The organism is Pseudomonas sp. Pseusp11 (assembly GCF_047304405.1).
Taxonomy (GTDB): domain Bacteria; phylum Pseudomonadota; class Gammaproteobacteria; order Pseudomonadales; family Pseudomonadaceae; genus Aquipseudomonas.
Genome location: NZ_JBGLZF010000036.1, coordinates 12,808 through 24,773, shown reverse-complemented (window position 1 = coordinate 24,773; position 11,966 = coordinate 12,808). Strand labels below are relative to the sequence as shown.

Here is an 11,966-nt window from a genome sequence, read left to right as displayed (position 1 = left end):
AAGTAAGGGGCTTATGGCTTATGGGAATAAGGGGCTGGATCAGTACTCTTCACCTTGCGCGACATTCAATGCATAGAACTCATGCAACTTGGCCTGCAACAACTGTTTGTCCGGTAGCTGCACCTGGTATTCAGCGATCAGCGCTGGCGACAGGCTGCGGTTAAGGGCGTACTCGACCACCTCATCATCCTTGCTGGCACACAGCAACACACCAATGGCCGGGTTTTCGTGGGGTTTGCGCTCCTTGCGATCCAGCGCTTCCAAATAGAAGTTCAGCTTGCCCAAATACTCCGGCTTAAAACGACCGACCTTAAGCTCAATGGCTACAAGACAATTAAGGCCACGGTGGAAGAACAGCAGATCCAGGGAAAAATCACACCCCCCCACTTGAAGCGGATACTCGGAACCGACAAAGCAGAAATCGCGGCCGAGCTCGCTCAGGAATTCTTTGAGGCGCGCCATCAACCCTTTATGCAGATCAGTTTCAGCATGGCTACCCGGCAGGTCGAGAAACTCGAGCATGTAGGCGTCGCGGAATATCTCAAGCGCTGCCGGGTGGGCTTGTCTCAGCACTGCTGAGATTTTTGCTGGTTGGGTCACGCTTCGTTCAAACAGTGCGGTTTTGAACTGACGCTCCAGTTCGCGCTTCGACCATTTTTCCTGAACTGCCAAACGCACGTAGAACTCCCGCTCTTCCGGCCGTTTACTCTGGCTGAAAATGATCAGGTTGTGCGACCAGGACAATTGTCGCACCAGTGGTGCGACTTTCTCTTCAGCGTGATAAGTCTCATAGAACTGGCGCATGCGAAACAAGTTCGACCGCGTAAACCCGCGCAACCCCGGTTGAGTCTGAGCCAGATGCTCAGCCAGTTGGCTGACCACAGAATCGCCCCACTCAGCCTGTTCCAGCTTGCGACTGATGTAAGCACCCACCTGCCAATACAGCTCGATCAACTGGGTATTCACCGCCTGCATGGCCTGCTGTTTGGCATTTTGAATCAGCGCAAGCACTTCATTGAAACGGTCGTCGGCTGCGTTGCCGGGGACGCTGGATGCATTCATGCCGAACTCCTGGAGGACGAGGAAAAACGCGAGTCTATTCCGTCAAGTCAGGCTTAAGGTGTCGGCGATACCCTTTAGGAAAGGTCGTACAAAATAACGGGAACGCTCCGGCAAAATCAGAACGGTGGTGGATAGGAAGGTATCTTTGCGGATCTCTCTTCTACGAAGGCAACACACATCCCGTAGGCGCAAGGCTTGCCCGCGATGGCGACGACACGGTTAAAACGTCATGTGCTAACAACCGCATATTCAGCCGCAACCCAGTCTCAGTGTTCTCAGCCCACAAACTCCCGCCCTGGCGATGCACTGCATTCCTCGCAATGCTCAACCCCAACCCGAATCCACCCTCCCCCGGTAGCGAACCCTCGAGCCGAATGAAGGGAGTGAAGATCCGTTCAAGATCCGTGTCAGCCACCCCGCCACCTTCATCCTCCAGCCACAGGTGCCAAAAGTCGCCATCGCGCCCGCCATCGAGCATCACGACACCGCCCTTCGGTGAATGACGAATGGCATTGCGCAGAATGTTTTCCAGCGCCTGGGCCAGGGTATTGAGATGGCCGCGCACCCAGCAGGAGGCACCCACCGCACAGTGCAATTGACTCGCCGGCCAGCCGCTTTCATAACAGGCGTTTTCCGTGAGCATTTCCCACAAGGCCTGGACCTGGATCGCTTCATCGGGCAACGGCGTGCGCTCGGTGTCGAGCCAGGCCAGTTGCAAGGCATCCTCGACCAGACGCAGCATGCCGTCGACTTCCCGGCCAATGCGTTCGCGCAATTGCCCCAGGCTCTGCTCGCTTTCGCAGGCCACCCGTAACCGGCTGAGTGGCGTGCGCAATTCGTGGGACAGATCGCACAGCAGTTGCTGTTGCAGGGCCACCGTGCGGCGCGGCACGTCAGACGTCATCAACCGCACTCAATACGTACCCTTTGCCCCAAACCGTACGCACTTCCCGCTCGGTGTAACCGATAGCCTTGAGCTTGCGGCGAATCTGGCTGATGTGCATGTCGAGGCTGCGGTCATGGGGCGCATAACCGCGCTGCAATACCTGCTGATAAAGGAACGCCTTGCTCAACACTTCATCGCCGTTGCGGTTCAGCGTGTCCAGCAGGCGGTACTCGCTGCGGGTCAGGCCGGCCGCGGATTCGCCTAAAAAGACCTCGCCCAGTTCATCGTCAAAACGCAGGCTGTCCAGCGCCGGGGCAAGCGGTGCCGGAGCCGGCCGACGGTCGAACGCCACCCGCCGCAGGATCGCTTCGATGCGCACCCGTAACTCCCCCATGCTGAAAGGCTTGGGCAGATAATCGTCGGCCCCGAGGCGAAAACCACTGATGCGATCCGCCTCGGCACCCAGCGCCGACATCAGCACCACCGGTGTGGAATGGCTCTGGCGCAATTGAGTCAGCACCGCCAGGCCATCGAGCCCCGGCAACAGAATATCCATCAACACCACATCGAAGGCCTGCTGGCGCGCAATCGCCAGGCCTTCCTGCCCGTTCTGGCACCAGGTCACCTGAAAACCGCAGCGCCCCAGATGCTCATGAACATAAGCACCGAGCACCGGATCGTCTTCGATAGAGAGGATGCGAGGATGGCCAACAGCGATGGGAGTCATGAGTATCTGCAAATAATTCTCAATTGCTGATTATTCAAGATTGCCTCGCCAGGGGCAACCCAAGGTTTGTCTCCCAGGACCAAAGCATTGAACTGACCGACGAATGACGACATCAATTTTACGAAGATTGCCCGCATGCAAATCGCTACACTGCGCAGGTGGCGCGTGCCGGACGCATGTGCAGGTCAATAAACAGCTGGATGCAGGAGAGATGCGTGCTCAAGAAACTGGGAATTAAAGGCCGCGTGCTGTTACTGACCCTGTTGCCGACCACCCTGATGGCGTTGGTCCTGGGCGGCTATTTCACCTGGATGCAGCAATCGGACCTGCAAGCCCAACTCATGCAACGCGGCGAAATGATCGCCGAACAGCTGGCACCGTTGGTGGCCCCGGCCATGAGTCACAAAGACAACGAGCTTCTGGAGCGCATCGCCACCCAGTCCCTGGAGCAGACCGACGTGCGCGCGGTGACCTTCCTCGCCCCCGACCGCACGCCGCTGGCCCATGCCGGCCCGACCATGCTCAATCAGGCGCCCCTGGGCAACGGTTCACAGTTGCTGCGCCGCAGTGGCAATGACGCTACGCGTTACCTGCTGCCGGTGTTCGGCAAACACCGCAACCTGGCCGGCGACCTGATCCCCGATGAAGCCGACCGCCTGCTGGGCTGGGTCGAACTCGAACTGTCCCACAACGGCATGCTGCTGCGCGGTTACCGCAGTCTGTTCGCCAGCCTGCTGCTGATCGGCGGAGGCCTGGCCGGTGCGGCGCTGCTGGCGTTGCGCATGGGCCGGACCATCAACCGGCCATTGAGCCAGATCAAACAAGCCGTGGCGCAACTCAAGGACGGTCATCTGGAAACCCGCCTGCCGCCCCTCGGCAGCCAGGAACTGGATGAATTGGCGTCCGGCATCAACCGCATGGCCGGGACCCTGCAGAACGCTCAGGAAGAATTGCAAAACAGCGTCGACCAGGCCACCGAAGACGTGCGTCAGAATCTGGAAACCATCGAAATCCAGAACATCGAGCTGGACCTGGCGCGCAAGGAAGCCCTGGAGGCGAGCCGGATCAAATCCGAGTTCCTGGCCAACATGAGCCATGAAATCCGCACGCCGCTCAACGGCATTCTCGGCTTCACGCATCTGCTGCAGAAAAGCGAACTGACGCCGCGCCAGCTCGATTACCTGGGCACCATCGAAAAGTCCGCCGACAGCCTGTTGGGGATCATCAACGAGATTCTCGATTTCTCGAAAATCGAGGCCGGCAAACTGGTGCTCGACCATATTCCGTTCAACCTGCGCGACCTGCTGCAAGACACCTTGAACATCCTCGCCCCGGCCGCCCACGCCAAAGAGCTTGAGCTGGTGAGCCTGGTTTATCGCGATACGCCGCTGTCGCTGGTGGGCGATCCGCTGCGACTCAAGCAGATCCTCACCAACCTTGTGAGCAACGCGATCAAGTTCACCCGCGAAGGCACCATCGTCGCCCGGGCGATGCTCGAAGAAGAGCATGAAGACAGCGTGCAACTGCGCATCAGCATTCAGGACACCGGCATCGGTCTGTCGAACCAGGACGTGCGCGCCCTGTTCCAGGCCTTCAGCCAGGCCGATAACTCGTTGTCCCGACAACCCGGCGGCACCGGCCTCGGATTGGTGATTTCCAAACGGTTGATCGAACAAATGGGCGGCGAGATCGGCGTCGACAGCACGCCGGGCGAAGGCTCGGAATTCTGGATCAGCCTGAGCCTGCCCAAAACCCGCGACGACGCCGAAGACCTGCCCGGCCCACCGCTGCTCGGGCAGCGGGTGGCCGTCCTGGAAAACCATGAACTGGCCCGTCAGGCATTGCAGCATCAACTGGAAGACTGCGGCCTGGCCGTCACGCCGTTCAATACCCTGGAAAGCCTGGCTAATGGCGTGACCGGCGCCCACCAGACCGATCAGGCAATCGGCCTGGCGGTGCTCGGCATCACCAGCAACGACATGCCGCCGGAGCGCCTCAACCAGCACATCTGGGACCTTGAACACCTGGGCTGCAGAGTGCTGGTGCTGTGCCCGACCACCGAACTGACGCTGTTCCATCTCTCGGTGCCCAACCCCCACAGCCAGCTCCAGTCCAAACCCGCCTGCACCCGCAAGCTGCGTCGGGCCCTGTCTGATCTGGTCAACCCGCGCCAGCAGCGCAGCGACCCCGCCGAGCCGGTTTCCAGCCGCGCGCCGAAGGTCCTTTGCGTGGACGACAACCCGGCCAACCTGCTGCTGGTGCAAACCCTGCTCGAAGACATGGGCGCCAAGGTGCTCGCGGTAGAAAGCGGTTACGCCGCGGTCAAGGCCGTACAGAACGAGACTTTCGATCTGGTGTTGATGGACGTGCAAATGCCCGGCATGGATGGGCGCCAAAGCACCGAAGCCATTCGCCAATGGGAAAGCGAGCGGCATTGCACGCCACTGCCGGTCGTGGCCCTCACCGCCCATGCGATGGCCAATGAAAAACGCGCATTGCTGCAAAGCGGCATGGACGACTACCTGACCAAACCCATCAGCGAACGGCAACTGGCGCAAGTGGTGTTGAAATGGACGGGCCTGGCGCTGCGCAATCAGGGTCCGGAGCGTAATAGCGATAACAACAGCGGTCACGAATTGCAGGTGCTCGATCACGAAGAAGGCCTGCGCCTGGCGGCCGGCAAGGCCGATTTGGCGGCGGACATGCTGGCCATGCTGCTGGCCTCCCTGGAAGCCGATCGCGAGGCCATCCGCGTGGCCCGTGAAGCCAACGACCAGAATGCCCTGATCGAGCGGGTCCATCGCCTGCACGGCGCAACCCGTTATTGCGGCGTCCCGCAACTGCGCGCCGCCTGCCAGCGCAGCGAAACCCTGCTCAAGCAACAGGACCCGAAAGCCCCCGTCGCGCTGGAAGAACTCGAACGCGCCATCAATCGCCTCGCGGCCCATGCACGCATCAATGCCTGATGCAGCGCAATAACGCAGGAGGCGTTGAGGGTTAAGGTAGGGTGAGACTTCCAGGAGGACAGCATGCGCACGATTCTTTTCAGCAGCCAGACCTACGACCGCGAGAGTTTTCTCGCCGCCGACCTGCCCGTCGGCATCGAACTGCATTTCCAGCCGGCACGACTGAGCCTCGACACGGCGGCGCTGGCCGAGCATCACGAGGTGGTCTGCGCCTTCATCAACGATGACCTCAGCGCCCCGGTGCTTGAACGCCTGTCAGCAGGCGGCACACGCCTGATCGCCCTGCGCTCGGCCGGTTACAACCATGTCGACCTCGCGGCGGCGAAGCGCCTGGGGCTGACGGTTGTGCGAGTCCCGGCCTACTCGCCCCACGCCGTGGCCGAACATGCGGTGGCGTTGATCCTGGCGCTCAACCGCCGTCTGCACCGCGCCTACAACCGTACCCGCGAGGGCGATTTCAGTCTGCACGGGTTGACCGGTTTCGACCTGGTGAACAAGACCGTCGGCGTGGTCGGCACCGGGCAAATCGGCGCGACCTTCGCGAAAATCATGCACGGCTTCGGCTGCCAATTGCTGGCCTATGACCCCTATCCGAACCCACAGGTCGAAGCCCTCGGCGCGCGCTATCTGAGCTTGCCGCAACTGCTGGCCGAGTCGCAGATCATCAGCCTGCATTGCCCGCTCAACGAGCAGAGCAAACATTTGATCAACCGCGAGTCACTGGCGCACATGCAGCCCGGCGCGATGTTGATCAACACCGGGCGTGGAGGTCTGGTGGACACGCCGGCGCTGATCGATGCGTTGAAAGACGGTCAATTGGGGTATCTGGGGCTGGATGTCTATGAAGAGGAGGCGCAGTTGTTCTTCGAGGACCGCTCCGACCTGCCACTGCAAGACGATGTGCTGGCGCGCCTGCTGACCTTTCCGAACGTGATCATCACCGCACACCAGGCCTTTCTCACTCGCGAAGCCCTGGGCGCGATTGCCGCGACCACGTTGCAGAACATCGCGGCCTGGGCGGCCGGTTCGCCACAGAATCGGGTCGAGGGCTGAACGGCTCAGGCCTTGGACAAAAGGATCATCAACCCCAACCAGCCGAAACCCAACAAGCGCTGCCCCAGTGAATGCCCGCGACGCAGCAGGAACCAGACAAAAAACGGCGGCAGAAAGAAAATCATCAGTTTCAGCCAGAGTTCCACCGGACGCGCTCCATTGGGCAGCGGTGCGGGGATTTCGGCCTGGACTTCAGTCTTGCGTTTACGCCCGAACGCGGCCGGGGTCACCCGAGGCACACTCTCGTTGCTCGGCAAACGCCCGAAAGAAAGCGGGGCTTCCACAGGCGCTGCCGTCGAAGTGGCCGCTTGCACCGTTGCCGCAGGCGCACCGCAATGAATGCAAGCAGGCGCCGTGGAGCTGATGCGTTGCTTGCACTCGTAACATTCGATCAACGCCATTTCTGTTCCTTAGAGATGCAAAAGTGGCAGTTTGCCATGGATTAGCAGGTAATTTGAACCTGATCGAAGGTCACATGCCCACGCCATGCTGCGCTGATGCCCGTGCTAGCATATCGCGCATATTTGGAGGACCCATGGTCGAACACGATTTCCGCTACAGCCTGATGAACCCACAACACACCCTCACTGAATGCCGCGCCCTGGTGCCGGGGCGTTATCAAGTCACCGGCAACGGCGGTTCGATTCGCAATAACGACGTGCTGGTAGTGACCCTCAAAGGCAGCAAGGACTTGTCCATGCGCCTGACTGTCGAAACGGTTCGCCACCTGATCAACCCACCGGGCCAATGGGTCGCGGTGGCCAGTGGTCCGGTGTTCGGCGAACTGGCGATCCATACCTGGAACGTCAACTGCGACAGCTGCGCCAAAGAGCTGAGCTTCGAGTTCGCGGTCGACGCCAAGCTGGGCAACAAGGCTGAAAAACCGGCCGCCACCGCACGGATTGCCGAACTGGGCTGGACCGCAGCCGGCGAAAAACACCTGTGCCCGAAGTGCCAGGAGCCTGCGTGATGAAACGCCTTGCTCTGACCACGATGGTCGGTGCCAGCCTGCTGGGCTGCGCCGCCGAGCCGGTAAAGTTGCAACAGAACCGCAGTTACATTCTGGAGTGGATCGGCGAACGTCCGCTGATGGACTATAGCCACCTGACCATCACGCTCGGTGACGACGGCCGGGCCTACGGTAACGGCGGCTGCAACCACTGGTTCGCGCCGTATTCCCTGGAAGGCGATAAACTCAGCTTCGGCAAGATCGGCAGCACCCGCAAACTCTGCGCGCCGGCATTGATGGAGCAGGAAAAACGCTTCCTGCAGGCGCTGGAAAACGTTCAGCGCTGGGACGTCTCACCGCTCGACCAGATGCGTTTCTGGCCGACCGAAGGCAAGCCATTGCGTTGGTGGCTTGAAGAGGGTTGATGCCCACTTCACGCTCTAAGATCAAAAGATCGCAGCCTTCGGCAGCTCCTACATGGATTGCCGAACACCTGTAGGAGCTGCCGAAGGCTGCGATCTTTTTCTTAACAACCACTCAATTCTTTGCCTGCAACGCCTCAAGCTTCGCCATCACCCCCGCCGCCGTCTGCTCGCCCATCAACTGTTCCCGCACTTTGCCCTTGTTGTCGATGATGTAAGTCACCGGCAGCGCTTCACTGCGTGGCAATTCGAAAAGGTCGGCCGGGTCCTGGGCCAATACAGTGAACTTGATCCCCAGTTTCTCGCTGGCGCTTTTCAGCTCTTCGCCCTGCACATTGTCGAAGTTGACCCCAAACACACCGATCTTCTTGCCCTTGAGCTGCTCGGCCAGCACGTTCAGCTCCGGGATCTCGGTACGGCACGGGCCGCACCATTCGGCCCAGTAATTGAGCACCAGCCATTGTTTGTCCAGACGTTCGGCGGCGATCTTGTGACCATTCTGGTCGATGCCATAGTCGTTGCCACAGCCCCCCAGCAATAACGCCCCCAAGATCGCCAATGCCGCTGCCAGTCGCCTTGTCATTTCTCAATCCTTGTCAAAAATAGAATGCACCTGCGACCCATCGCCTCCCAAGGTTCTGGATTACGCGCCGCACAGTTAGAATAGCCGCCACTTTACGCAAGAAGCGACCCGCACATGACCGATCTGACGCTTTATCACAACCCGCGCTGCTCGAAATCCCGCGGTGCGCTCGAACTCATCGAAGCCCGTGGCCTGACGCCAACGGTCGTCCGCTACCTGGAAACACCGCTGGACGCCGCGCAAATCCAGAGCCTGCTGAGCAAACTCGGCATCAGCGCCCGGCAATTGCTGCGCACCGGCGAGGACGAGTACAAAACCCTCAACCTGGCCGATAGCAGTTTGAGCGAGGCGCAATTGATCGCCGCCATCGCTGCACACCCGAAACTCATGGAGCGGCCGATTCTCGAAGTCGGCGACAAAGCCATCATCGGTCGTCCGCCGGAGAATGTGCTGGAGTTGTTGCCGTGAGCGCGCCGTACATTCTGGTGCTGTATTACAGCCGCAGCGGCTCGACCAATGAAATGGCCCGGCAGATTGCCCGTGGCGTCGAGCAGGCCGGCCTTGAAGCCAGGTTGCGCACGGTGCCGGCGATCTCCACTGAGTGCGAAGCCGTGGCGCCGGATATTCCCGATGAAGGCGCGCTGTACGCCAGCCTCGACGATTTGAAGAACTGCGCCGGCCTGGCCCTGGGCAGCCCGACCCGCTTCGGCAACATGGCGGCGCCGCTCAAGTACTTCCTCGACGGCACCAGCAACCTGTGGCTGACCGGCGCCCTGGTGGGAAAACCGGCCGGGGTCTTCACCTCGACCGCCAGCCTGCACGGCGGCCAGGAAACCACTCTGCTGTCGATGATGCTGCCGTTGCTGCACCACGGCATGTTGATCACCGGCCTGCCTTACAGCGAATCGGCGCTGCTGGAAACCCGCGGCGGCGGCACGCCTTACGGCGCCAGTCATCACGCCGGCGCCGACGGTAAAAGCGGTTTGAACGAACATGAAGTCGCTCTGTGCCGTGCCTTGGGCCTTCGCCTGGCGAAGACTGCGCAGAAACTGGAGAGCCATCGTGGCTAAGAAGCCTAAGGTCTTGCCTGCCATCGAATGGCTCGAACCGCGTGTACGAACGATGCGCGTCATCAGCCTGCTGTGCTTTTTCGGCCTGGCGGGGCTGCTTTGCGCCTACTACCTGGTGTTCGCCGACCTGCATGGCGCGCGGCCGTGGGTGATTCTGCTGATCGAACTGGTGCCGCTGCTGTTGCTGGCACCGGGGATGATCGTCGGCAGTGCCCGTGGGCATTCGTGGATGTGTTTTGTGGTGAACCTGTATTTCATCAAGGGCGCATTGGCCGCCTATGACCCGAACCGGCAGCTGTTCGGTTTGCTGGAGATGGGTGCGAGCCTGGCGGTGTTCTGCTCGGCGTTGCTGTATGTGCGGTGGCGGTATCAGTTGAACCGCAAGTTGGCGGGAGAAGGCGAGATTTCCGTCGCCTGATCTGACGCCTTCGCGGGCAAGCCCGCGAAGGCCGCAACCCGGTCTCAATGATTGACGGTATACGCCAGCATCATCGAAATCTGGCTCATCGGCCGTCCACCGCTCTCTTCATGCCACTGGTTGAACGCATTCTGCACCGTGGCCAGGTCGCGCAAACTGCTCGGCACCTTGTCGATGATCTGCTGTGCATTCAGCGCTGCCACCACGTCGTAGCTCGGCACGAAGGTGTCCTTGCCGACCATCCGCAAGAATCGCGGCGCGGATAACCCGCCCAACTGATGGCCGTGTTTTTTCAGGTAGGTCCACAAGCCGACGATATCGGTTACCGGCCAGTCGGCGATCAACGCACCGAAACTACCCTTCTCATGGGCCACGTCCAGAATGAACTGCGCATTGCGCGGCACGCTCTTGAGCTTGCCCAGGTGGCGGATGATTCGCGCGTCCTGCATCAAGCGCTCCAGATGTTCAGCGCTCATCAGCACGACTTTTTCCGGGTCGAACTTGAAGAACACTTCTTCGAACGCCGGCCACTTGGCATCCACCAGGCTGTGCTTGAGCCCGGCACGGAATACCCGCAACGCCATGGTCGAGAGGTAGCGGTCGTCACTGATCTTGCGCAATTGCGCCGGGGTCTTGGGAACCGGCAGATGGGCTTCCAGTTCAGCCGCCGAACCAAAGCGGTTCAGACAGTATTCGTGCAGCCACTTGTAATCGCGCATGCCCTCTCCTATGGGATGAAACGGATCTATGGGAGCCCCGTGGTGAGGGGGCTTGCCCCCGTTTGAGTGCGTAGCACTCACAAAATCTTTGGTGCATCCGCAATTTGGGCCGCTTCGCAGCCTAACGGGGGGCAAGCCCCCTCACCACAGGCTCGCTCCCACAATTTTGTTCAGAGGTTCACTACGTTGACGAACCGCGATGCGGCGCTTTCGTCGATACGCAGGTTGGTGAAGTCGAACAGGTTGCGGTCCGCCAGTTGCGACGGGATCACGTTCTGCAGGCTGCGGAAAATGCTCTCGGTGCGGCCCGGGGTCTTGCGTTCCCACTCCTGCAGCATCTCTTTAACCACCTGGCGTTGCAGGTTTTCCTGGGAGCCGCAGAGGTTGCACGGGATGATCGGGAATTGCTTGAGGTCCGAGTAGGCCTGAATGTCTTTTTCGTTGCAGTAGGCCAGCGGGCGAATCACCACGTTGCGCCCGTCGTCGGCGCGCAGCTTTGGCGGCATGGCCTTGAGCGAACCGTTGAAGAACATGTTCAGGAAGAACGTCTCGACGATGTCGTCACGGTGGTGACCGAGGGCCATTTTGGTCGCGCCGATTTCGTCGGCAAAGGTGTACAGCGTGCCGCGACGCAGGCGCGAGCACAGCGAGCAAGTGGTCTTGCCTTCCGGGATCAGCTCCTTGACCACCGAGTAGGTATCTTTCTCGACGATGTGGTACTCGATGCCCAGTTCTTTGAGGTAAGCCGGCAGCACGTGTTCGGGGAAGCCTGGCTGCTTCTGGTCCATGTTCACGGCGACGATCTCGAACTTGATCGGGGCGACTTTCTGCAAATGCATCAGCACATCGAGCATGGTGTAGCTGTCCTTGCCACCGGACAGGCAGACCATGACCTTGTCGCCGTCTTCAATCATGTTGAAATCGGCAACAGCCTCACCGGCCTGGCGGCGAAGGCGCTTTTGCAGTTTGTTCTGGTTGACCGTAAGAGTGCCCATGACGCGAAATCCGTGAGGTGTGACGAAAGGCCGGCATTTTACGCAAAAACCCTGACGGGGCGAAGCCTGCACTTATATGACTTGAGCATACCCCTGTGGCGAGGGAGCTTGCTCCC

The 11,966-nt window shown here is 60.2% G+C and carries 13 protein-coding genes and 1 pseudogene; 7 read left to right on the top strand and 7 right to left on the bottom strand.

The window, feature by feature from the left end:
• Positions 1 to 39: 39 nt before the first annotated feature.
• The 3 genes and pseudogenes from ACCC96_RS23700 to ACCC96_RS23690 all read right to left on the bottom strand — a co-directional run bounded on the left by ACCC96_RS23700 (position 40) and on the right by ACCC96_RS23690 (position 2,675).
• Positions 40 to 1,062: a PDDEXK nuclease domain-containing protein gene (locus tag ACCC96_RS23700; RefSeq protein ID WP_413697060.1), complete on the bottom strand. Its 1,023-nt coding sequence runs from the start codon at positions 1,060 to 1,062 to the stop codon at positions 40 to 42.
• 160 nt (positions 1,063 to 1,222) lie between these two features.
• A pseudogene (locus ACCC96_RS23695) lies at positions 1,223 to 1,942 on the bottom strand (sensor histidine kinase); the annotation flags it as partial.
• Positions 1,943 to 1,955: 13 nt separating this feature from the next.
• A complete protein-coding gene (locus tag ACCC96_RS23690; RefSeq protein ID WP_413697059.1) occupies positions 1,956 to 2,675 on the bottom strand; it encodes a response regulator transcription factor in 720 nt (239 codons plus the stop codon).
• A gap of 215 nt (positions 2,676 to 2,890) precedes the next feature.
• Here ACCC96_RS23690 and ACCC96_RS23685 point away from each other — a divergent pair, with 215 nt between their 5' ends.
• On the top strand, positions 2,891 to 5,641 hold the full coding sequence (locus tag ACCC96_RS23685; RefSeq protein ID WP_413697058.1) for a response regulator: 2,751 nt from the start codon (positions 2,891 to 2,893) through the stop codon (positions 5,639 to 5,641).
• Positions 5,642 to 5,704: 63 nt separating this feature from the next.
• Positions 5,705 to 6,694, top strand: coding sequence for a 2-hydroxyacid dehydrogenase (locus ACCC96_RS23680; RefSeq protein ID WP_413697057.1), 990 nt, complete (start codon positions 5,705 to 5,707; stop codon positions 6,692 to 6,694).
• 5 nt (positions 6,695 to 6,699) lie between these two features.
• On the opposite strand, the gene ACCC96_RS23675 is transcribed toward ACCC96_RS23680, so the two are convergent.
• Entirely contained in the window at positions 6,700 to 7,095 is a 396-nt protein-coding gene (locus ACCC96_RS23675; RefSeq protein WP_413697056.1) for a hypothetical protein, read from the bottom strand.
• A 134-nt stretch (positions 7,096 to 7,229) separates the two neighbouring features.
• On the opposite strand from ACCC96_RS23675, the gene ACCC96_RS23670 reads away from it, so the two are divergent.
• Both ACCC96_RS23670 and ACCC96_RS23665 read left to right on the top strand, forming a co-directional pair.
• Entirely contained in the window at positions 7,230 to 7,664 is a 435-nt protein-coding gene (locus ACCC96_RS23670) for a hypothetical protein (RefSeq protein ID WP_413697055.1), read from the top strand.
• Positions 7,664 to 8,068 (top strand): META domain-containing protein, encoded by a 405-nt coding sequence (locus tag ACCC96_RS23665; RefSeq protein WP_413697054.1) that lies wholly within the window; start codon positions 7,664 to 7,666, stop codon positions 8,066 to 8,068. Before ACCC96_RS23670 ends, ACCC96_RS23665 begins: the two co-directional genes overlap by 1 nt.
• A gap of 112 nt (positions 8,069 to 8,180) precedes the next feature.
• Here the strand turns inward: ACCC96_RS23665 and ACCC96_RS23660 are convergent, their stop codons facing one another.
• Positions 8,181 to 8,648 (bottom strand): TlpA family protein disulfide reductase, encoded by a 468-nt coding sequence (locus ACCC96_RS23660; protein WP_413697053.1) that lies wholly within the window; start codon positions 8,646 to 8,648, stop codon positions 8,181 to 8,183.
• A gap of 114 nt (positions 8,649 to 8,762) precedes the next feature.
• Here ACCC96_RS23660 and arsC point away from each other — a divergent pair, with 114 nt between their 5' ends.
• Genes arsC through ACCC96_RS23645 form a run of 3 tightly spaced genes read left to right on the top strand, consistent with a single transcriptional unit; the run spans position 8,763 to position 10,136 of the window.
• Positions 8,763 to 9,116 carry an arsenate reductase (glutaredoxin) gene (arsC, locus tag ACCC96_RS23655; RefSeq protein ID WP_018926301.1) on the top strand — a complete coding sequence of 118 codons (354 nt, stop codon included), beginning with the start codon at positions 8,763 to 8,765 and terminating at the stop codon, positions 9,114 to 9,116.
• The gene (wrbA, locus tag ACCC96_RS23650) at positions 9,113 to 9,718 is read left to right on the top strand and encodes an NAD(P)H:quinone oxidoreductase (RefSeq protein ID WP_018926302.1); all 606 of its coding nucleotides are present in this window, start codon (positions 9,113 to 9,115) and stop codon (positions 9,716 to 9,718) included. Before arsC ends, wrbA begins: the two co-directional genes overlap by 4 nt.
• On the top strand, positions 9,711 to 10,136 hold the full coding sequence (locus tag ACCC96_RS23645; RefSeq protein ID WP_413697052.1) for a DUF2069 domain-containing protein: 426 nt from the start codon (positions 9,711 to 9,713) through the stop codon (positions 10,134 to 10,136). The genes wrbA and ACCC96_RS23645 overlap by 8 nt, the downstream gene beginning before the upstream one ends.
• A 44-nt stretch (positions 10,137 to 10,180) precedes the next feature.
• Here ACCC96_RS23645 and ACCC96_RS23640 read toward each other — a convergent pair whose 3' ends face one another.
• The gene (locus ACCC96_RS23640; protein ID WP_007937540.1) at positions 10,181 to 10,855 is read right to left on the bottom strand and encodes a DNA-3-methyladenine glycosylase I; all 675 of its coding nucleotides are present in this window, start codon (positions 10,853 to 10,855) and stop codon (positions 10,181 to 10,183) included.
• A gap of 170 nt (positions 10,856 to 11,025) precedes the next feature.
• On the bottom strand, positions 11,026 to 11,850 hold the full coding sequence (gene ttcA / locus ACCC96_RS23635; protein WP_007937538.1) for a tRNA 2-thiocytidine(32) synthetase TtcA: 825 nt from the start codon (positions 11,848 to 11,850) through the stop codon (positions 11,026 to 11,028).
• Positions 11,851 to 11,966 lie beyond the last annotated feature (116 nt).

Bases quoted from the DNA above. Each gene is read 5' to 3' on its own strand.
- ACCC96_RS23665 (WP_413697054.1), top strand. From the start codon at position 7,664: ATGAAACGCCTTGCTCTGACCACGATGGTCGGTGCCAGCCTGCTGGGC.
- arsC (WP_018926301.1), top strand. From the start codon at position 8,763: ATGACCGATCTGACGCTTTATCACAACCCGCGCTGCTCGAAATCCCGC.
- ACCC96_RS23670 (WP_413697055.1), top strand. From the start codon at position 7,230: ATGGTCGAACACGATTTCCGCTACAGCCTGATGAACCCACAACACACC.
- ACCC96_RS23640 (WP_007937540.1), bottom strand. From the start codon at position 10,855: ATGCGCGATTACAAGTGGCTGCACGAATACTGTCTGAACCGCTTTGGT.
- ACCC96_RS23690 (WP_413697059.1), bottom strand. From the start codon at position 2,675: ATGACTCCCATCGCTGTTGGCCATCCTCGCATCCTCTCTATCGAAGAC.
- ACCC96_RS23675 (WP_413697056.1), bottom strand. From the start codon at position 7,095: ATGGCGTTGATCGAATGTTACGAGTGCAAGCAACGCATCAGCTCCACG.
- ttcA (WP_007937538.1), bottom strand. From the start codon at position 11,850: ATGGGCACTCTTACGGTCAACCAGAACAAACTGCAAAAGCGCCTTCGC.
- ACCC96_RS23700 (WP_413697060.1), bottom strand. From the start codon at position 1,062: ATGAATGCATCCAGCGTCCCCGGCAACGCAGCCGACGACCGTTTCAAT.
- ACCC96_RS23660 (WP_413697053.1), bottom strand. From the start codon at position 8,648: ATGACAAGGCGACTGGCAGCGGCATTGGCGATCTTGGGGGCGTTATTG.
- ACCC96_RS23680 (WP_413697057.1), top strand. From the start codon at position 5,705: ATGCGCACGATTCTTTTCAGCAGCCAGACCTACGACCGCGAGAGTTTT.